This is a genomic window from Bacillus sp. FJAT-18017, from assembly GCF_001278805.1.
Taxonomy (GTDB): domain Bacteria; phylum Bacillota; class Bacilli; order Bacillales; family Cytobacillaceae; genus Bacillus_D.
On record NZ_CP012602.1, the window covers coordinates 3136904 to 3157903 of the forward strand.

Genomic DNA, 21000 nt, shown 5'->3' on the forward strand with positions numbered 1-21000 from the left:
CGAAGCTGCTTGCTCATATCTAAGGTGTAAGAGGAGTATAGTCTACCCCTTTTGTATAGCGGTTAGCTGCATTCCATAGTAGGAATTCGTCAATTCCATTTTCATTTAAGGCGCGAATTTGGGCTTCCACTTCGGCTTTTCCGTATTTCTTATAGTTCCCTGCTCCAAGATAGCTTGCGGTGAAATCCTGGATCCAAGGCCTTGAGACCGGGCGGTTTTCCAATGCGCCCAGTACCTTATTTTCATGCTTGGCATACTCACTGATGATTTCGTACGGCTGCAGGTCAGGCTTTTCAATTCCGAAATAGCTTGTCCAGTGGCTCGGGTAAATCATGCTTGAAATGGCATCCACATTGGCAGATATCTTGGAAAAGTTCTGCCCAATTCCCGGAGCTTCCGGAAGAGTGGCCGAATAGCCGAAAATATCAACCGAGACATCTACATTGTAAGGCTCCAGTTCTTTCTTCGCATATGCGACAAAATCGGTTACAGCATCGACTCTTTTTTGGACATTATCTTTTTTCACTTTACTGTAATCTCCCTGGGAATACTTAAGCGAGCTATCCCTTGTTTCAAAACCTTCGGGGAAACGCACATAATCGAACTGGATGTCCTTGAAGCCCATTTTGGCTGCTTCTTTGGCAATTTCCACGTTATATTCCCATACTTCCTTCATAAACGGATTAACAAAGCTTTCGCCTCTCCCATTTTTCCAGACCTTACCGTTTTCGGTAAAACTAAGGTCCGGCCTCTGTGATGCAAGGTGGTTATCCTTAAAGACTACCACGCGGGCGATTGGGTAAATCTCTTTTTCTTCCAACGTTTTTAATAGTTTTTCAGGATCTTTTATGTATGGGCCGCCAATCTCTTCAAATGGTGAGCCTTTTTCGGGCTGATATTGCAGTAAACCAAAATCATCCTTTATATCGATGACCATGCTATTCAATTCCGTCGTTTCAACGAGCTTCAGAAGCTCATCGAACCTTGAAACGCTCACAGTTGGTCCGGTCACATATATTCCTTTTACACCATCTTCAGGATATTCAAAAGAAAATGGGGACTTAAAACGTTCAGGCATGGGCTTTTCAGCCAATCCACTTTCTGGTTTTTCGGGCAAGCTTGACGCGGTCGGTGGTGGCTGGCCAACACTTTTCCCCTGATTGCTGCATCCTATTAGCAGGAAAGAAACCAATAAGATGATAAGAGTTTTGTAGTTCATGTCTATTTCTCCTCTGGTAGGTCTTTTATTCTATTATAAAGATGAAACTCGAAGATTTGTTCGAATCTCATCGAAAAATGCAGAAATGTGTGTTCCCCCCTTTCCCATTGGGTATGAAGATATTAGAATAAGCATTATGGAGGAATCAGCATGAAATCATTTATTCCCATTTTATTTGCTGCTATCATGCTTGCCGCATGCGGTGGAGCCAAGCAAAGCAATGAATCCCAAGACACAGAACCTATACCCTCAGAGGAAACGACGGAAACGGAAAATGTAGAAAAACCTCAGGAAATAGAAGAGGCTGCTAAGGAAAACACGGAGGAAGCTGTCGAAGAAACCCAGCCAGTCTATAAACTGAATGAAGCCAATTGGGTAATCGAACGGCTGGATGGGTCAAAGGAAAAAAATGTCCTAATCACAATCGATGATGCACCTGACAAGCATTCGCTTGAAATGGCCGAGATTCTCAACAGGCTTGGCGTAAAAGCGATTTTTTTCGTGAATGGGCATTTTCTTGACACTCCCGAAGAAGAGGAAAGATTGAAAAAGATCCATGATATGGGCTTTGCCATTGGCAACCATACATATTCGCATCCAAACTTGACGCAAATATCAGAAGAGGAACAGAAGCAGGAAATCGTCAGCTTGAATAAACGGGTAAAAGAAATCACCGGTGTTTCGCCTGCCTTTTTTAGAGCACCTTTCGGCATGAATACGGATTATTCCAAAGAGATTGCCGCACAGGAAGGCATGATGCTGATGAACTGGACGTATGGCTATGACTGGGAGAAGAAATACCAGAACCCCGATTCTTTGTCTGAAATCATGGTCGGCAGCCCGTACCTCACCAACGGGGCAAACCTTTTAATGCATGATCGCGAGTGGACGAAAGACGCACTTGAGGATATCGTCAAAGGGCTGCAATCCAAAGGATATTCCATTGCCGATCCCGATTTGATTGAGGCCCCTAAAAGAGCAAATTAAAAAAAGAGTTAAAAATTCAACAGGCCTGGATGGGCCTGTTGAGTTTTTTAACCCTACTTTTTATGCATTCGCACATTTTACGAAATGGGGCTGCTAATTTTGTTTTATTTTTTTACTAAATTTGTTGATTTATTGACTAAAAAAATCCTTCAATTTTTCGAAGAAGCTATTCCGCTCATTTCTTGCCGTATTATAGGAGAGACCGAAATTATAAATATACTCATCCCCGCTCTTCGCACGATAAACATAGGACGGATCTTCCCTGAATCCTGGGATATCTCCTACTTCATTGTCGATTGCCTGTTGGTTGGCCGGCATCGTAAAAGGAAGTTTCCCAACAGGATTAAATCTGCCGCGGATAACATCAATTAATGCCTCTGGCTTCGTTCCAAAAGTAGCAATAAAAGATACAGCATTCGGCTCAACATTATTGAGCAGCCATGGGCTTCTCAAGTTGATAGCCGTGATCGTTGGAACCCTCTTTTGTATTTGATTGATTCTGTCAATTTGGCTGACTTCAGTTTCAGGCCCGATTAACAACTGAGGGAATCGTTTTAATAAGTCTTGCTTTGGCATAATCCAGATAAGAGCATGCGTTGCATTCTCCAGGTTGTCTGTTAACGTAATATTATTATCGTGTTTACGAATTGCTTCTCTAAGCCTTTGTGTTGCTGCTCCATTCGTTCCTGCTGGGAACATCTCCACAAAAAGCCTAACTCCCTGGATTTTTTCATCCGTTAATGGCAATAAATTATTGTCATTCCTCAATAAGACTACGGACTTGCGATGCGCCAAATCAGCACGTTCTTGTGAAGCAGGATCATTCGCCACTTCAAGAGCATTATTTGTGTCTACATAAGGATTTTCAAAAAGGCCCAGCTTCATCATCTCAGTCAACAAATAGGTTGCAGACCGGTTTACTCTATCCATACTTACCAATCCTTGGTTAACTGCGGAAATGATTGGAGTTGGATTTGCAACACCAGAGAAAATATTCGTGCCTGAGTTCAATGCTTTCGCAAACCTTTGTTCAACTGGCAAATCTAGAGCCCCCCACGCTTTGTCGATAACGGCACTCGTATCGGAGTTTACATAGCCAAGGAAACCAAGCTGGCCGCGGAGGTAGTCGGTAATAAAGCCTCTGTTCATTGCAAAGCCAACTTCATCAAACTGCTGTTCCGCACTAAACCGTGGCAAGCCCTGGTCCGCACTTTCATTACTTGGATACGCGTAATAAGGCATGATTGACGTCGCATCGGCCTCAATCGCTGCCCGGAAAGGTGGAATATGGTACCTCACCAGACTGCCTTCTGTCGGATAAATATTATATCGGCCTTCTTCAAAATGAGGATCCTTCCCCTCTTCACGCGCTCCTCCGCCTGGGAAATGCCTAACAGTGGTGGATACACTGTTTTCATTTAGGATATCACCCTGATACCCTTTAACAATTCTAAATATGATATCTGAAATAATCCTTGGATCTTCACCAAAAGTTTCATCAATCCTTGGCCATTCTGGATCGGTCGATACATCAGCCGAATACCCATATAGCTTACGGATACCTGAGGCCCTGAACTCTCTTCCTGAAATTCGTGCAAATTCCGAAATAAGATTCAAATCGCATGTAGCTGCTAGACCCAAGGGATCTGGCCAGTAAGAAAACTGTCCTGGAGCCTGTAAATCTGGAGCAGTCGAAGCATGATTTCTCGGATTGGAAATAATTACAGCCGGAATCCCTAACCTTGTCCTCTCAGCTGCTTCCTGAAGCTGGTTATTATAATTTGCAATCACATCTGCACTAGGGAATTCCCGAAATATAAAATAACGGGTGCTCTGATCGAGCATTTTATTTGGGAGGACCAGCTTCCCTTCCTGGAACTTGGGAAATTCTGGTATAAGCAGCAATCCCGATTTCTCCTCCAAAGTCATTTTAGAAATCAAGTCCCGCACCCGTTCCTCATCGGAAAGCTGCCAGTTTTCATAAGGGTCTAGCTGTCCATTCCCGTTTAAATCCTTAAAGGTTTTTCCATCAACCGTTAATTTCTGTTTAACTCTAGCATCAATTACAGGCGGCGCCGTTTGTTGTCTTTTTTCACCACTCACCTGGAGAACAAAAAAAGAAAACGTTAAAAAAACAACTAAAGAGGAAGAAATTATTTTCTTCAGAATTAAATCCACTAAAAACACTTCCTTATTGATAAATAGTATCCCACTATTTTTACTGTCTCTTTTTAGCAGATAATTCATCCCCCAAAAAATGAAAAAATGTGAGTTTGCTGTACTACCTATATCCCTGGATAAAGCGCATTAAAAAGAAGCAAGGAAAATATCCTTGCTTCAACCAAAATTTCTTAAAATTTGCTGCAAACTTTTTTCTAAATCATACTTTTGAAGACAACAACGACCTGATTATATAATTCACCGCGTCTTACAGGATACTGTACAACGTGCAGGTTCAAGTCAGCTCCACATGATGACGTCACCCATTTTGTCCTCATCGTTGCAGGCCGGCACATGGCCTTCTTTTCTTAATGGCTCCATGCTTCGGCCTTCCTTTAATTAAGTTCAGCCGTTAAAATAGCAGAATTAACGTTGGTTTTCATCCATTTAAAAAGGCCAAATCGGAAATGATTTGGCCTTTTCTTCGTTAGGTTACCGCCTTTTTCTTCGGTTCCGGAAGAACGATGGTATATCAAGCGAATCGTCTTGCTCCTGGGTATCCCGTTCGTAATCCGCAGGCTCTTCGTAGTCAGGCGTGTGGCGGTGATTGCCGGATTGGCTGTAGTTTCCCGATTGGCCAAAGCTGCCGGACTGGCTGTAGTTTTGGGCTTCGTTGTAATTCCCCGATTCTGCATAGGCAATGGGCTCTCGCTGTCTCGATTGAGCCTGGTATTGCCCACGCGAATTGGCATTCATGTCTCCAGAACGGCGCGATGTATTCGACGGCGGAGCTTCCTTTTCATCATGATCGAATCCGGTCGCAATCACGGTGACCATGATTTCTTTTTCCAGGTTTTCATTGATGACCGATCCAAAAATCATGTTAAGCTGTTCATCTGTTGCAGCTGCCACAATATCGGCCGCTTCCTGGACTTCAAACAAACTGAGGTTCATGCCGCCTGTGATGTTCATCAGCACTCCTTTCGCGCCATTGATGCTTGTTTCAAGAAGCGGAGAAGAGATGGCCCTCTTGGCAGCTTGAGCAGCACGGTTTTCGCCTGAAGCCATGCCGATGCCCATTAGCGCAGTTCCTTTGTTGGACATGATTGTCTTCACGTCAGCAAAGTCCAAGTTAATCAACCCTGGGACGGCGATCAAGTCGGAAATGCCTTGGACACCCTGTCTGAGGACATTGTCCGCCTCACGGAACGCTTCAATCATCGGCGTTTTCTTGTCGACGATTTGCAGCAATCGCTCGTTTGGAATGATGATTAAGGTATTAACAGCTTCCTTCATCCTTTCAATTCCGGCTGCTGCATTTTGTGCCCGCTTACGGCCTTCAAAAGTGAACGGACGAGTCACCACTCCAATTGTTAGTGCGCCAAGTTCGCGCGCGATGTTGGCAATCTCCGGCGCAGCTCCGGTACCGGTTCCGCCGCCCATTCCTGCAGTTACGAACACCATGTCGGCACCTTGTAGTGCCTCCCTGATCTGCTGCTTGCTTTCCTCGACAGCCTTTCTGCCGATCTCGGGATTTGCCCCCGCCCCCAAGCCCCTGGTCAGGGAACTGCCGATTTGCATTGTGACCTCCGCTTTTGACATGTTGAGAGCCTGCGCATCTGTATTCACAGCTATAAACTCCACTCCCTGCACACCGTCCTCAATCATTCGGTTCACGGCATTATTTCCGCCGCCGCCAACCCCAATTACTTTTATAGTGGCAAATTGATCGATATTGGTTTCAAATTCTAGCATATATAGTCCCCCTACTTAGCTTCAAATATTTCCCCCTATTTATCTCTATACATATATAATTCGCCACCGGCCTGGAAATTTTGTCTTTTCCTGCGATTTGTTAAGGAAATGTAATTTTACAGTAATAAAGTGTCATCTTTGTGGGGGTAAGGCAGAGTTGGGCTACTAGTACCATTTCGTTACTTCTTAAATATATATTTAACAGAAAAATACTAAAACAATAAAAGCCGGAATTCCCCTTAACGTCTGCAGCGTAGTTCTTATGACACGTTCTACAAAACGCAAAAAACCGCCTTGTGGGCAGCAAACTAATTAGGTGATTGCAAGAGAAGCAGGTCTATTTAAAGATACAAAACATTAATTCAGGGATGGTATGTATGAGAAGTCTGAACATCTTGAACTTCTATTTGAATGTCTCCTTTATTGTTGAAGAGTGGTTAGCTGTTTAGGCTGAAGGATATATTTATTAATTTGGATTGGTACTATAAAACTAGTATAAAAGGTAATTCCCCTGTTGGATAACAGGGGAGATTTGATTAAAAATTTCTAAACATTTGCCGCCTTGCAAAGGGTCTTTGTTTTTCCGGTTCTGACTCCTTTTTAGGTTGTTTATTTAATAGTTCCTCCAGCTTACTAATCGCATGGTCAAAATCATCGTTGCTAATTTCCTTCTTCGCTAATGAAGAACAAAGCAGGGCATAAGCTAGGGCTTTTGTATCTATTTGGACATTAACATTTACATCAACTTTGGAATTTCCACTATGTCCGACATTTGCATGGTTTTCATTTTTATCATTTGATTTAGAAATGATTTTTTGAACAAGCTCTTCGGAAATTTCTTGATTCTGTCTATCTCTATTCTCTGACATACTCTATCCCCACCAATTTTTAATCATCAAATGATTGGCTTTGATCCTGTTCTTGGTCTTGATCGACCTCCGCACGCGCACGGACCCTCGCTTCGGAATCAGAATCAACATTTATATCCAAACAAATTTTTGCATTCCCGCTTTTTCTTATTTTGGCGATATTCTTATTTCGATCTATGTTTTTTATTTCGTTGTCATTATCGATTTCAATGTCATTTTCAAATTCATTATCCACTTCTACATCAATATCGATATCTGTTCTGGAATCTGTGTTGCCTCGATTCCCTGAAAAATTGCCCCTATTCCCTTCTGCATAGTTATCATTCGACTCATTGAATCCTTTCCTTCGGTCTAGACCTGGAAACCAACCTTCCATTGATATGCCTCCTTTTTCGCTGTATCTTCTTCCCATTGACGGATACCAAACTTCTCCCATATAAAAATCCCTCCTTTCGCCCTTATTACTAATCAATGTATTCGTTCCTCAGGAAAAAGTATGGACAGCTGTATCATATCGGGAGATTTTTTTTATTATATTCAAGTTATTGCAAATTGGATTTTTGTACTAGGACAAATGTCTATCACTTTTAAAATATAATGAATACACTGTGATTAGAAAACCTAAGGAGGGAATAATATGGCAAGAAGGAACAACAATGGTTCTGACACTAGAACTGATGTGGATGTTGATGTGGAATTTGATAATCGTTTAGACAACAGAACTGATGTGGACAACGATAATCAGGTTAAGAATCGCGATTACAACACTAATGTCGCAAAAATTGAGGATAGCGGAAATGCTAAAATTGATTTGGACATTAGGGTGGATTCTGACTCAAAAGCGCGCGTCCGCTCACGTGCAAATGCTGACCAGGATCAAGAACAGGATCAAGATCAGGATATCGACATTTAATACCAATATATTAAGCCTGCCAGAAAACTGGCAGGCTTTTACATATTTTGTAAGGTGATAATATAATCCCCTCTGGATTAGTAAGGCGTTCCGTTTTGAGAGTTTGAATTTTTGGCTAGAAAGTAAGTAACTTCTCTAAATAATACGGCATTTGGCGTCTCCACCAAATCCAATCATGCGAAACATCTTCGCCCCACTCAACAAACGATGCTGGAATTTGTTTTTCTTTAAAGGCTTCTTTTAATGTAAAGTATGAAGGCAGCCCATCCTGTTCCCAATCACCCAGCCCGGTACAAATAATGATCTTTGCTGACCGATATCGATCAATAAACCAGCCGTCATTTTGATTCCATATATAATCACTCGGTGAATTTTGGTATACAAGCGGATCATTTCCGTAATCCCCAAAAAAGTACCGTGCATCGTAAATACCGCTAAGTGCAATGGTTGTTTGGAAAACATCCGGATGCCTCAAGAAAAAGTTCAAGGCATGATAAGCCCCCATGCTACACCCCGTTGTCATCATTGGATCAAACCAACCTGTTTTATGTTTAATAAATGGAATAGCTTCTGTTATCACATAACGGTCATATGCTTCATGAGCTAATGCACGGTCATGCGCTGGTTTTGAGTCGTGCAGCCAACTTTCGCTATCGATACTAGACAATGTAAAAAACTGAACTTTTCCGGATTCAATAAAGTCATGACACACATCAATCATTCCAAAATCATGATATTCAGTGTGCGTCCCTCCAGATGAAGGAAAAACGACGATTGGCATGCCACTGTGTCCATATCTGTTCAACAGCATTTCACGCCCTAATTCGCCACTCCAATGTCTTAAATGTTCTATATGCATAGGTGAATCTCCTATCCCTAATTATTTCGTTCATGTACAAAACGGATAATCTCATCGACTTCTTCCTGCGAATCTGCAATAATCGCATAAAATTGATTTCCTTGGAGCTTCGCAAACGCTTCTGGTATGCGCTGTGCAAACTTCACACGATCGCCAAATCGTTCATAAATAGCATTCGTACCATGTTTATACTCATACGCATCACGCTGTGTTACACCTACACAGAACTGGTTTTCAGCATCGGATTTCTTAAATTCACCGCCTGTCACTAAAGAAGCATACTGAGCAAATAAATCAATGGAGTACGCGAAATTGTACATATCCACCGTGTAGCCGCCAGCCAAGCGATTATTGTATTCAAGTGCAACATAATCCCCATCTTCCAATTGAAAAAACTCAATATGGAAAAAGCGTTCTTTCATGCCAAATGCTTTCACGATTGCCTTACCATACGTTTCAAGCCTTGGATCAATTTCTTTTTGAATCACATAAGCCATATCAAGTTGACCATTAACCAGCTCCAGAGTTGGTACATTATATGTAAAGCTTGTTTGGAAAACAATGTTCCCTTTCTGGTCCACTAAACCATCAAATGTACAAAGCACGCCTCCTTCGACAAATGGTTCCAAGAAGTACACTTGTGCTTCTCCCCATTCTTCTGCAAAATAATGTACAGCCTCTTCTGAATTCAATTTAAAGGTGGCAGCCGACCCTACTCCGTTATCAGGTTTAGCAATAACCGGCAGTCCTAATTCATCAATGGCTTTGAATAATCCCTCTTTCGTTTTTACGATTCTTCCTTCTACGACAGGCACTTCTGCTTTTTTAAACAACTTCTTCATTTCAGATTTATACTTAACTTTTTTCACGTCATCTGTTTTATTGCCGTACACGTTAAATTGCTCCCGAAGCTGCGCATCAAGTTCCAGCCAGTGCTCATTATTGGATTCAATCCGGTCAATTGGACCATGTTTATAAAATAAAAATGCAACAGCACGTTTCACTTCGTCTACATCTTCTAAATTATTTACACGATAATATTCAGTTAAAGAGTTTTGTAATTCGGAACCTAATTGGTTATATGGCTCTTCGCCAATTCCTAAAACATTGACACCTGCTTTTTTTAAACGATGAGCGAATGGCTGGAAATTAGCTGGATAATATGGCGATATCAAAATATAATTCATAAAAAAGGCTCCTTTCTTAGAATCAAAGAATCATAGTTTTTACAAATGATACAATCATTTGAATTTTAAATCAATTAAATTCAAAAATATTCAAAAAAAGAGTGAGAGTTTCCTCCCACTTTCAATTAAATATAATTATTTAGTTGATTCAAGACCACTTCTCACTTAAGAAACGCAAACATTCTGGTAAGTGTTTTGCCCAAGCTTTTTCATTATGTTCCTCATCCGCAAAAATATTTAAACGAATGCTATCAATTGGAACAGAGCCTTTTAGTAGTTGTTTATAATACTTAAGCGAGCAATCGATATAAGCCTGCTTCATATTGCCATACATCAATTGCCGGTCTGCATCATCGCCTTCCTGGGTCCCAACTTGAATGTACACGCGTTGTTCAGGATCCAACACACGCCCAGCAATATAGCTGTCAAAGGCTTTATTAGTAATCCAATTGGCTAAAGAAAAAATACCTAATCCACCAATTTGATCTTTATATTCAATACCCATAAAAGCCGAAATATTTCCTCCAAGTGAACTGCCAATCATCGCTGTATGATATTTATCTGATTTTGTTCGGTAATGCCCATCTATAAACGGTTTCACGACTGTCATGACAAACTCAGCAAAGTCCGCGCCTCTTCCGCCTAGCTCGAAATCTTCAGGAAGTGGGCTTTCAGTAATTTTCCAAGGCGTATATTCATTAATTCGCTCTTGATCACCATGATCAATCCCAACAACAATCATTCTCGGCAAATCGGGATTTTGTTTAATTGCCGGGATCACTTTCCATGAAAACCCGCTATAAGATTCACTACTGTAGAAAACGTTTTGTCCATCATGCATATAGACGACCGGATAACTTTCAGACTCATCTTTATCATAGTTTTTCGGCAATAAAACCCGCACGCGACGTTCTTCATTTTTATAAGGCATATATAATTCATGTGTTTCTAGTTTTAAATAAAAATAGGATTCGTTCAATTTACCACTCCTCACTCCCTGATATTACATTAAATATACTAATCTATTTCTCATTAAACCCCTATTATTTTTGTTTATTTCAACATTTCCAGTGCTACTAATCTCCCCTTAGAACAAAAAGGCTGTAGTGAAAACAGGCAAGAATTTCATTCAATTTAAAAAAACAAGGACTTCCATTATACCCCATACTGAGTTAATAAGGCTTTTGTAGGTGGAAACTCTACGCTAGGAGTTGTATAATCTCATGGTAGTGTTCAACAAAAAACATCAGAGGTGATAGGCATTGAACTTTTATTCAGAAAATGAGCATCCAGAAAAAGTCGATGGCCAAAAATATAGAGAACAAGTACGGACTGAGGAACCCCAGGCAGAATGGGAGACGGACCAGAGCGGACTTAATATACGGGAAACAAGGGAAAGCAGAGCTAGCCGCTTAAGGATGGAGAAGCGAAACAAATCGGCTGGTTCAGAGGCCAAAGTGGGGGTCACTCCGCCAAGCAGGACGGACTCCAAGCGCATCTCCAAATTTAGACCTTCCCTTAAGAAAGTAAAAGTGAAACTGCCCAGAGTGAACGTCAATCTTGCATTAAAAATCGGAGCCGTCCTAGCGGTACTCATCAACGTTAGATACGTTATGGGTCTGATGGAGGACCCGATAGGCATCTTTACATTCAATGATTTGGTGATTAAGCTGGCGATATCAGTTGGTATCAACTTTGCAGCAGTCTGGATTCTGTTTGCTAAACAGTCCCGGATTAAGTATTTTCTTTCATTGTTTGCAGTGTTAGCATCGTTTCTGCATTACTTTTATGGCAATTATACCAATCAAACTTTATTAGAGAGAAGCAACCTGATCCCTTCGGTGCTTGTAATCCTATCCGTTCTGATGGTGGTCAATTCCAGGTCCAATTATTACCTGAAAAGCATCCTGTTATTAATCATCGCCACAGCCGGAATCTATGTCAGCAGCAATCAATTTGCAATTGAGTGGGTGCTGATAGGCAGTGCAGGACTGGTAATGTTTTTCAGAGTTTCCAAAACCAAAAGGAATGACAAATCCACTAAAAAGGAAAGCAGGATAGGAAGGAACCAGCGGCAGTCAGCTTAGTTTGGCAAGAATACCACAGTACGCAAATAAGGCCACCCATATAGTCAGGGTGGCCATTTTTATTAGTGAAATGAAAATAGCTCGGCTAAAAGATAAAATGTCCAAGTTATTGGAATTGCGCTTCAAATGTGTATTGGCTTGACTTGTGGGAATCGAACCCACCTGACCTGGCACGCAGGCGTCATGACGGTTTTAAAGTTTGCTGGCATCTGTTTTTCTGGTACCTTCATGTACTCAGAAGTACTGATAAATCAAGGGTTTTTTCTATCTAATGATTCCCTGTAATTTCTAATTTTAAAAATCTGGGCACCAAACATGGCACCAAATGCACCTATATTATAAATGAATGTACAGTTTCCTTTTTACGGACAGTTTCTATAGTTTATCTACAACTGCCTATAAATGGTGTTTGGACCACTGTTGGTCATGCTGGTTTCAAAACCCATGGAACGAAAACAGTTACTTTTACAAGGGAATATAATAACTCTTATTTGTACCAGATCACACCTTATCGGTTTGTTTTAAAAAATGATATTAATAGTTATTATACAAACATGCATACTACACTTTATAACGTTTCTTATTCTGCGTATTAAAAAGATTAAGGCTCTTCTCCTTCTGAGAAGGGCTTTTTAATTTATTTTGTTTATGGTCATTTGCTCCGATGTCCCCTTCAAGACCTTCTGCGGTATTAGTACTGCAACACTATGCTTATTTTGTTCTGACAAAAATACTATTTTTTAATTTAGAGATATTTGTACAAACATACCTCGTCCTCCCTACATAAGATATTTCAACCTAGTGACAAAGGGAGGGATAAACTATGTGTGGATGCAATAAAAAGAAAAAGAAAAAGAAAAAAATCAAATTAGTTTGCTGGTGCAAAAAAGTTAAGAAAAAATGTAAGAAAACCAAACTAATTTGCAAATGTAAAAAGGTTAAACACAAGAAAAAGCATAAACACTAAATTCTATCTCACGGTTGATAAAACTTCGTAACTGCCTTAGAAATGGCAGTTTCTTTTTTTACTTATAATGTCATCCTGCATACATGCCATGATTTGATACCAGGATACCTGATTGGGGCCTATATCATGAAAACTATAGAACTGCCAGAAGTATTGGAAGTAAAGGATATACAATCATTCTTGGGAATAGGACGAAGCCAAGCTTATACGTTGGTCAAATCGGATGCGTTTCATTATGTAACAGTAGAATAACGTATCCTGGTTCCAAAAAAATCTTTCCTAGTATGGTTTGAGGGTAACATACCACTTCTACTAGTAACTTTCATAAATAAATAATCACAGGACACCAGGTAAATTTATTACATTTGGAAAAATTTACCTAATTATTTTCTATAGGTGCATATGCTTGGTGTCCAGCTCTCTTAAGGAGGGATAATTGCACATGGCTGGATATCCAAAAAAGATAAGAATGGAACATATTATTTTGTTCTAGAGAACGGTAGAGACACGAATGGCAAACGGTCAAGAATAAAAAGGCGTGGCTTTAAGAAAATAAGCGAGGCCAAAGCAGCAATGGCGGAACTTACTTTGGATTACAAAAGGGTACCTTTTTCAAGGAAAACAAGATGTCATTAGGAGCGTATCTTGAGTATTGGCTAGAGAATTATGCTAAAACAAATCTCAAACCTAAAACCTTTGCTGAATACAAGAAAATTATTAATACTCATCTCTCCCCTTCTCTAGGAAACATCTCACTAAACGAATTAAAAACCGTTCAACTTGCAAAATTATTACAAAGAAAAGTTAAATACCTTATCGGCTCAAACAGTGACACACCATCATCGTATTCTTTCCAAGGCCCTGAATGACGCTATGGATTAGGAGTTTATTAACAAAAACGCAACCAAAGGAGCCAAACCTCCAAAACCGGTAAAACGAGAAATAAAAACATTAAGCGTCGAGCAGCTCAACCTTTTGTTAAAGATCGCAAAGGAGAGAACACCGGTATATTTCCCAGTTATATATGCGGCAGCTCATACAGGAATGAGAAAAAGCGAGTTAATTGGCCTCTCTTGGGTGAACGTAGATTTCACGGCTGGTAAGTTTTATATTCGCCAAACCATAACTGAAGCCAATGGAAAGTACTTCTTTAATGAAATACCCAAGGGTGAAAAGCCTAGAGGGATAAGGTTAACCAACAAGTTGATATTTCTACTCGAAAAACTAAAGGAACAAAACGATCGCCGAAAGGTAATCCTTGGCGAATCCTTTAATCCACGAAACTTAGTTTTTTGTAATTCAAAAGGCAGTATCTTGACTCCCGCTGAAATATCAAGAGCATTAAAAAGGTGTTTAAAAGCGGCTAACCTCCCCGATATCCGGTTTCATGATCTCAGGCATCCCATGCTACCATTTTGTTAAAAGAGAATGTCCACCCGAAAGTTGTAAGTGCACGTTTGGGACATTCGAAGATTTCTATAACGATGGATACCTATTCACATCTGACAGATTCAATTGAAGGAATCGCTGTTGACCATTTAAATGGGTTGCTTGAGTAGATATATGGCACCAAAACACAAATGGCACCATTTAGGGCACCACACAACAAAAAAAGACCGAGTGCACTCGGTCTCCTGCTTTATGTATGAAGGTAAAAAGCCTTGATATAACTGGGTTGGCGGGACTGTGTGGGAATCGAACCCACCTGACCTGGCACGCAGGTCACAAGCGGTTTTGAAGACCGTGGAGGACACCAGTACCCCATTCAGCCCCGTGTTAATATGATGGCAAAATTTATTATAGCAAAAAACTACTATTGTCGCTATAGAAATGATTGAATGCCACACTCTTGTCATAAATTGCGGAATCGATTTATAATGGTGATAGTGATTACTTGAACGCAGGTGAATGAAATGCTAGATATTTTAAAAGAATTAATGATTGTGATATGGGTCTTTTTATTATTCGGGTTAATGGCTATTGGCGGCTTTTTCATGTTCCGTAAATTCCTTAAGAAGCTTCCTAAAGAAGATGGCAAATCGATCATGGATTGGGAAGAGTATTATGTCAATCAGTCACGCCATCTATGGCCGGATGACCAAAAGACGTTTCTTGAAGAACTTGTCACACCTGTTCCTGAGCTGTTCCGTGATGTAGCAAGGCATAAGATTGCCGGAAAAATTGGCGAACTTGCCTTAAAAGAAAAAGTAAACAAGATTGACCAGGACCTCGTCATAAAAGGATATATCATGGCGACCCCAAAGCGAGACCACAAATTTTTGAAAAAGACGTTACATGAAAAACAAATTGACCTGACTCCATACCAGCACTTATTTTAGCCGCCGACTAAGCGGCTTTTTTCATTTTACCCGGCAGAACGTTTTATAGATTAATGCAGCATTTCAAACCACCAATTTATCTAATAAAACTACTTTTATAGATTAATAACCCCTATAGAAACGGCGATTAATCAAAATAAACCTATTATTTTGGATTAATCGACCCTACATCGCCATTAATTAATCCAATAAACGCTAGTTGGATTTCCTCTCCCTCCCCCTTCAACTCTCCACCATCAATATAGCAAAAACAGCCGACCCACTCAGGCCGGCTGTTTTGTACGAGAGATTTCGTTCTGCAGTTTTTTAAATTCGCGGTACATGGCTATTCGCCACGGTAGGATCATTGAGAATGCCAGAAGGAAGAACATCCCGGATAATTCCCCGAAGTCGATCGTCGCACTCAGTACTAACTTCATGATTAGCCGGACGATAAGCAGGCCAATTAGGATAAAGAAAAATGCTTTCGAGCGTTTTACATATATTTGTTCATCCTTTACCTCAAATGAAGAAGTTTTTATCAACAAAATTGAAAATAACATCCCGATGACAACTGCTTCGACGATCTCTAGTCCTGTGAGACGGAATTCCGGCACGATATACATCAGTGCTCCCGTGCTCATACCAATTGGAGGAATGATGATTTTTAGGGCTGTGGCAGGTTTTTTCGCTGCCTTCATCCTGACAAACATAGCCATTGTAGCCATGCCTAATGCGACAACTGTTGATGCAAGGGCAAGATTCATGCGTCTCATCCCAATCTAGTAAGTAGGTTAACAAGCTAATTATAGTATAAATCGACAACTCTGGCACGTCATTTTACTGAAATTCTAAAAGCCTGTGAAGCCGCCAAACATTGGCTGCAAAACTTGAATGATGACAGTCAGCCAGTCAAAGAACAGTATGATACCCATAGCAATCATGATGGAACCACCGACTTTCATGATTTTAATTGAATTGCGCTTAATCCAAGCCATCCGGCCAATGAAGAAGGACAGAATGAAGAACGGAATAGCGAATCCAAGTACGTACGCAATCATAAGCGGCATACTTGCGCTAGGGTCGGTTGCTGCAAGCGATAGTACTGCGCCAAGGATCGGTCCGGTACATGGTGTCCAGCCTGCCGCGAACGCCATCCCAATCAAAACAGAGCCAGCAAAGCCAGCAGGACGGTTTTTGAATTGGTACTTGCGGTCCTTCATCAGGAATTCAGGCTTGAAGAAACCGATTATCATCAACCCGAAAATGACCATGAATATGGCGCCGATTTGGCGAATCAAATCCTGGTTCTGGTACAGGAACGAGCCAATGTAGGATGTCATAAAGCCCATCATGATAAAGATTGAAGAGAAACCTATTAAGAAAAAAATCGTATGCAGAATGCTTCGCCTTTGCATCATGCCATTATCACTTTTCAAGTCACTAACAGACATTCCAGTTATATAAGAAAGGAATGCGGGATAAAGCGGCAGGCAGCAAGGTGATATAAAACTCAGAAACCCGGCACCCAATGCGAGGAACAAATTAACTTCAGTACCCATAATTAAACCTCTCCCAAACGATACTATCTAGCTGTATCCATTCTAACAAAAAGTTAGCGTAAACGTTAGGAAACTGCATGAAAGTTTTGTGTCATCACCGCAAGTTTGATAAGATAGTCACAGTGAATAGGTTTTGTAAATTTTTTTACATAAACTTTTGTATTTTTTACCAATATAGGGTATACTTAGTCAAGTATAATACTTATTTCAGTAAAATTATACTCGTCTGCTATCTAACCTTAACCAAGAAAGGAATTACAGCCGTGTTGAAACAGGACTTGCTTTCCCTAATTGAACAAAAGCGGATTGAGTTGTATCAGGTTGCTGCAGCGAACGGCTTAAGCTCCTCTATTGCAATTCGGTATAGCCAGGAACTCGACCATTTGCTTAACCAATATAATGATACATATATTCTGAAACTGCCAACTGAATCAACAAAAACAGCCACGCTATCTCTATAAGCGCGGCTGTTTTATTTTTTAAAATAATTTATACTAATTGACTGCATCCTGATATCGTTCAACTAATCCATTTTGCAGCAGATACATTTTGTGATAAAGACCCTTTATCGCAAGAAGCTCTTGATGGTTTCCGCGTTCAACGATTTCTCCTTTATGGAGCACCAGTATTTGGTCCGCATCTTGAATCGTCGAGAGCCTGTGGGCAATCGCAATGGTTGTTCGGCCTTTCCTCATTTTGTTCAATGCTGTCTGGATCGCTTCCTCTGTTTCGGTATCTATATTCGCAGTCGCTTCGTCCAGGACAAGAATTTTAGGATCAGTCGCGATCGTTCTCGCAAAAGCGATTAACTGACGCTGGCCGCTTGAAAAGGCCGCCCCCCGTTCAACGACCTTATGATCATACTTGTCATCCAACTTTTCAATAAATAAATGCGCCTGAACAAATCTTGCAGCTTCCACTATCTTCTTATCAGGCATTTCTTTGTCATGGAGACGAATATTATCCGCAACCGTCCCATAGAACAAGAACGGATCCTGAAGGACGAGTCCCATTCTCTTCCTCAATTCATCCTTTGAAAAATTTTTCGAGGACACGCCATCAATGAGGATTTCTCCACGGTCAAATTCATAGAACCGCATAAGCAGATTAATAATGGAGCTCTTTCCGCTCCCTGTGTGTCCGACAAGGGCGACTGTCTCGCCTGGATTTGCGGTAAAAGAAATATTTTTAAGAACATCTGTCTTGCCATCATACGAAAAGCTGACATTTTTAATCTCAATTTTTCCATCCTTAACTTTAAGGTCTTCATCTTCCTTCTGTGTAGGGGCAAGTTCCTCTTCATCAAGCAAGCGGAATACCCTTGACCCTGCTACAATTGCTTGTTGATAAAGAGACAGCCTCATCATCATCTGGTTGACTGGCTCAAAGAATCGATCAAGATAATTCACAAATGCATATAGTACCCCGATTTCAACGGATACTTCGAGTGACGCAACGCCAAAATAACTTAGGACCAAAATCAGGGCCAGGATATAAATCATATCAATTGCTGGCCGCAGTAAAAGTGCATCCAGCTTAATGTTTTTCATTCCGGCCATATAATGGCGCTCGTTTATATCACCAAATTCCTTGCGAAGCCGTTTTTCCTGCCTGAACACCTGGATAATCGGCATACCCTGAAGTGATTCACTCAGCTTTGCATTGAGCTGGCTAAGCCTCTCCCTCATATCGAGATAGTAGCGGGAGCTGTACTTCCTATACAGTATTATGACAGCAAAAATAACCGGAAGCAGGACTAAACAGAATAAAGCCAGCTTCACATCAAGCATGAACATCGCAATGAAAATACCGAACAAAAGGAAGCCGCTTTGAATAAACGTAGCAATTACGGTTACGAACATGTCCTTAATGGCTTCTGTGTCATTGGTTACCCTCGAGACAATGCTCCCTGCCGGTGTTTTATCAAAATAGCGCATCCCAAGTGCCTGCACCTTTGAGAAAACATCAATCCTCAGCTGCTGGATAATCTTCAGGGCAATTTCCTGGAATTTAACTAGCTGGAAATACAACAGAAATGCCTTAGCCACCTGTGTTCCCATGTAAATGATCCCTAGGGTCAATAACGGACGAAATTCAATATTGTTTGGAAGCAAATAATCATCAATAAATATTTTTACCAGGTACGGCCCTGCAATGTCTCCGATTGTCGTCAAAAGAAGTAGCGCAAATGCGATGGCGATTGCCTTTTTATGCGGTTTTGTATAGGACAGAAGCCGGTATAAAACCTTTCTCTGTTCCTTGTCTGTCAGGTTTGTATTCAACTTATTGCCCCCCATGTTCAACAAGCTCTTCAAGCTGCTGGCGCAAGTACATTTCGCGGTACCAGCCGTCATTTTCCATCAACTGCTCATGTGTTCCACGCTCTGTAATCCTGCCTTCTTCAATGACGAGGATGAGGTTTGCATGCTGGATGGCACTCAGGCGATGGGATGTAATAATGGTTGTCTTCCCTTCCCTCTCCTGCTTCAGAGCTCCAAGAATGGCTTCTTCTGTCTTGGCATCAACTGCTGATAAGGAATCATCAAGGATTAAAACTTCAGGATTCAGGATAAGCGCACGAGCAATCGAAATCCGCTGTTTTTGCCCCCCGGATAGCGAAACACCACGTTCTCCAACCACTGTTTCATATCCATTTGTAAAACCGAGAATATCTTCATGGATATTGGCAAGCTTGGCTGCAGCGATAATTTCATCTCTTGATGCATCAGGCCTTGCAAAGGCAATGTTTTCTGCAACGGTTGCCGAAAACAAGAAATGGTCCTGAGGCACATATCCAATCGCCTCTCTTAGTTGCTCAAGGCGATAGCTTTCAATATTTGCTCCTCCAAAACGGATTTCTCCAGATATATTGGTGTATTCCCGAATCAGAAGCTTGAGCAGTGTAGTTTTTCCGGCACCTGTCTTCCCGACAATCCCGAGTGTCTCCCCTTTTCCTGTTGAAAAGTAAATATCTTTTAGCAGCGGGCTTTCCTCGCCTGGAAATGCAAACTCTTTAATGCAATATTCGATGTCTCCAGCAGGAGTATGTGCAATTGCCTCCGGAGTATCCCGGATATCTTGGGGCTGTCTTAAAAGTGAAGCTACCCTGTCATAGGAAGCGCGGCCCCGTTCAACAATATTGAAGAGCCATCCAAATGCCAGCATTGGCCAAATTAAAAGTCCTAAATATGTAGTAAAAGAAATAAGTTCACCTATCGTCATGGTTCCGTTTAAAACATCGCGCGCCCCGAAGCCGATAGAGAGGAAAAAGGAAATGGCAACAATGATTGAAATAGTCGGATCGTAAAGAGCATCTATTTTTGCTACGGTTATGTTCTTTTCAACAACATCCTCGGACTGCTTGGTAAAATCCTCGATGTCCTCTTGTTCCTGCCCAAATGTCTTGATTACCTTGATGCCTGATATACTTTCCTGGGTTTTATCATTTAACGAAGAGAAGGCTTCCTGTGCTTTATGAAACGAACGGTGAAGCATTGTTCCAAACCAGCTTGTCAGCCAGGCCATTAAAGGCATTGGGATAAGTGCAATTAGAGTCAGCTTCCAGCTAATCGTGAAGGCCATGGCCAGGATAACAAACCCGCCTGTCGCAAGGGAGTCTACCAGTGTCAATACGCCAACCCCCGCTGTCTGCTGGATTGCCTGAAGATCGTTTGTTGCGTGAGCCATTAAGTCCCCGATCCGTCTATTTTGATAAAAACCTGGAGACATTTTTGTAAAGTGTTCAAACAATTGATCCCGGAGCTTCCTCGTCAATTTCACAGCTGAACCGAAAATCATGATTCTCCAGAAATATCTCATAACATACATCGCTAAACCCGCACTGAGCAAAATGGCAACCCATTTACCCATGCCTGCTTTAGTGATGGTTCCGTCTTTGACGCTATCAGCAACAATCCCAATTACCTTTGGTGGAATGAGCTGGAGAAAGGCGACGAACATCAAAACCAGGATACCTGATACATACGCTTTCCGTTCCTCCCAGAAGAACCATTTTAACTCTGCAAATATTCTCATGACTTCCCCCTAATCTCTATTTTTAAATCATCTAAAAGAGCCCCCACAAGAAACCTATTTTAACAAATTTTTTAAAAATAAG

21 protein-coding genes and 1 tRNA gene are annotated in these 21000 nt (G+C 41.1%); 9 read left to right on the forward strand and 13 right to left on the reverse strand.

The annotated features are described in order from the left end of the window. Positions 1 to 19: 19 nt before the first annotated feature. Positions 20 to 1219: a putative glycoside hydrolase gene (locus AM500_RS14695; RefSeq protein WP_053599890.1), complete on the reverse strand. Its 1200-nt coding sequence runs from the start codon at positions 1217 to 1219 to the stop codon at positions 20 to 22. A gap of 150 nt (positions 1220 to 1369) precedes the next feature. On the opposite strand from AM500_RS14695, the gene AM500_RS14700 reads away from it, so the two are divergent. After that, entirely contained in the window at positions 1370 to 2206 is an 837-nt protein-coding gene (locus AM500_RS14700; RefSeq protein WP_053599891.1) for a polysaccharide deacetylase family protein, read from the forward strand. 129 nt (positions 2207 to 2335) lie between these two features. Here the strand turns inward: AM500_RS14700 and AM500_RS14705 are convergent, their stop codons facing one another. From AM500_RS14705 to AM500_RS14720, 4 genes are all read right to left on the reverse strand, one after another. Continuing rightward, positions 2336 to 4384 (reverse strand): glycoside hydrolase family 3 protein, encoded by a 2049-nt coding sequence (locus AM500_RS14705; protein ID WP_053599892.1) that lies wholly within the window; start codon positions 4382 to 4384, stop codon positions 2336 to 2338. Between the two features lie 474 nt (positions 4385 to 4858). After that, the gene (gene ftsZ, locus AM500_RS14710) at positions 4859 to 6121 is read right to left on the reverse strand and encodes a cell division protein FtsZ (protein WP_053599893.1); all 1263 of its coding nucleotides are present in this window, start codon (positions 6119 to 6121) and stop codon (positions 4859 to 4861) included. 536 nt (positions 6122 to 6657) lie between these two features. Then, entirely contained in the window at positions 6658 to 6990 is a 333-nt protein-coding gene (locus AM500_RS14715; protein ID WP_053599894.1) for a hypothetical protein, read from the reverse strand. Positions 6991 to 7009: 19 nt separating this feature from the next. After that, positions 7010 to 7426: a hypothetical protein gene (locus AM500_RS14720; RefSeq protein ID WP_053599895.1), complete on the reverse strand. Its 417-nt coding sequence runs from the start codon at positions 7424 to 7426 to the stop codon at positions 7010 to 7012. Between the two features lie 201 nt (positions 7427 to 7627). Between AM500_RS14720 and AM500_RS14725 the strand changes: the two genes are divergently transcribed. After that, entirely contained in the window at positions 7628 to 7903 is a 276-nt protein-coding gene (locus AM500_RS14725; RefSeq protein WP_053599896.1) for a hypothetical protein, read from the forward strand. A gap of 115 nt (positions 7904 to 8018) precedes the next feature. Here AM500_RS14725 and AM500_RS14730 read toward each other — a convergent pair whose 3' ends face one another. From AM500_RS14730 to AM500_RS14740, 3 genes are all read right to left on the reverse strand, one after another. Next, positions 8019 to 8762, reverse strand: coding sequence for an esterase family protein (locus tag AM500_RS14730; protein ID WP_053599897.1), 744 nt, complete (start codon positions 8760 to 8762; stop codon positions 8019 to 8021). Between the two features lie 17 nt (positions 8763 to 8779). After that, entirely contained in the window at positions 8780 to 9949 is a 1170-nt protein-coding gene (locus tag AM500_RS14735; protein ID WP_053599898.1) for an ATP-grasp domain-containing protein, read from the reverse strand. Between the two features lie 148 nt (positions 9950 to 10097). After that, on the reverse strand, positions 10098 to 10928 hold the full coding sequence (locus tag AM500_RS14740; protein ID WP_053599899.1) for an alpha/beta hydrolase: 831 nt from the start codon (positions 10926 to 10928) through the stop codon (positions 10098 to 10100). A gap of 283 nt (positions 10929 to 11211) precedes the next feature. On the opposite strand from AM500_RS14740, the gene AM500_RS14745 reads away from it, so the two are divergent. From AM500_RS14745 to AM500_RS14755, 5 genes are all read left to right on the forward strand, one after another. Beyond that, positions 11212 to 12036 carry a hypothetical protein gene (locus AM500_RS14745; protein WP_053599900.1) on the forward strand — a complete coding sequence of 275 codons (825 nt, stop codon included), beginning with the start codon at positions 11212 to 11214 and terminating at the stop codon, positions 12034 to 12036. 1093 nt (positions 12037 to 13129) lie between these two features. Then, the gene (locus tag AM500_RS26270) at positions 13130 to 13255 is read left to right on the forward strand and encodes a hypothetical protein (RefSeq protein ID WP_269432486.1); all 126 of its coding nucleotides are present in this window, start codon (positions 13130 to 13132) and stop codon (positions 13253 to 13255) included. A 198-nt stretch (positions 13256 to 13453) separates the two neighbouring features. Beyond that, positions 13454 to 13639 (forward strand): Arm DNA-binding domain-containing protein, encoded by a 186-nt coding sequence (locus AM500_RS26420; RefSeq protein WP_442854013.1) that lies wholly within the window; start codon positions 13454 to 13456, stop codon positions 13637 to 13639. Beyond that, positions 13630 to 13872, forward strand: coding sequence for an N-terminal phage integrase SAM-like domain-containing protein (locus tag AM500_RS14750; RefSeq protein ID WP_053599901.1), 243 nt, complete (start codon positions 13630 to 13632; stop codon positions 13870 to 13872). The genes AM500_RS26420 and AM500_RS14750 overlap by 10 nt, the downstream gene beginning before the upstream one ends. A 73-nt stretch (positions 13873 to 13945) precedes the next feature. Then, positions 13946 to 14425: a tyrosine-type recombinase/integrase gene (locus AM500_RS14755; protein WP_269432612.1), complete on the forward strand. Its 480-nt coding sequence runs from the start codon at positions 13946 to 13948 to the stop codon at positions 14423 to 14425. Positions 14426 to 14679: 254 nt separating this feature from the next. On the opposite strand, the gene AM500_RS25555 is transcribed toward AM500_RS14755, so the two are convergent. Beyond that, positions 14680 to 14776: transfer RNA gene (locus tag AM500_RS25555), tRNA-Sec, on the reverse strand. A 140-nt stretch (positions 14777 to 14916) separates the two neighbouring features. Here AM500_RS25555 and AM500_RS14760 point away from each other — a divergent pair. Further along, complete coding sequence (locus tag AM500_RS14760; RefSeq protein ID WP_053599903.1) at positions 14917 to 15342, forward strand: DUF2621 domain-containing protein; 426 nt, start codon at positions 14917 to 14919, stop codon at positions 15340 to 15342. A 263-nt stretch (positions 15343 to 15605) separates the two neighbouring features. Here AM500_RS14760 and AM500_RS14765 read toward each other — a convergent pair whose 3' ends face one another. Both AM500_RS14765 and AM500_RS14770 read right to left on the reverse strand, forming a co-directional pair. Next, the gene (locus tag AM500_RS14765) at positions 15606 to 16088 is read right to left on the reverse strand and encodes a CcdC family protein (RefSeq protein WP_053599904.1); all 483 of its coding nucleotides are present in this window, start codon (positions 16086 to 16088) and stop codon (positions 15606 to 15608) included. A gap of 84 nt (positions 16089 to 16172) precedes the next feature. Then, the gene (locus AM500_RS14770; RefSeq protein WP_043929826.1) at positions 16173 to 16883 is read right to left on the reverse strand and encodes a cytochrome c biogenesis CcdA family protein; all 711 of its coding nucleotides are present in this window, start codon (positions 16881 to 16883) and stop codon (positions 16173 to 16175) included. 263 nt (positions 16884 to 17146) lie between these two features. On the opposite strand from AM500_RS14770, the gene AM500_RS14775 reads away from it, so the two are divergent. Continuing rightward, positions 17147 to 17344: an aspartyl-phosphate phosphatase Spo0E family protein gene (locus AM500_RS14775; RefSeq protein ID WP_053599905.1), complete on the forward strand. Its 198-nt coding sequence runs from the start codon at positions 17147 to 17149 to the stop codon at positions 17342 to 17344. Between the two features lie 33 nt (positions 17345 to 17377). On the opposite strand, the gene AM500_RS14780 is transcribed toward AM500_RS14775, so the two are convergent. After that, on the reverse strand, positions 17378 to 19165 hold the full coding sequence (locus AM500_RS14780; protein WP_442853973.1) for an ABC transporter ATP-binding protein: 1788 nt from the start codon (positions 19163 to 19165) through the stop codon (positions 17378 to 17380). A gap of 1 nt (position 19166) precedes the next feature. Beyond that, entirely contained in the window at positions 19167 to 20918 is a 1752-nt protein-coding gene (locus tag AM500_RS14785) for an ABC transporter transmembrane domain-containing protein (protein ID WP_053599907.1), read from the reverse strand. Positions 20919 to 21000: the final 82 nt, after the last annotated feature.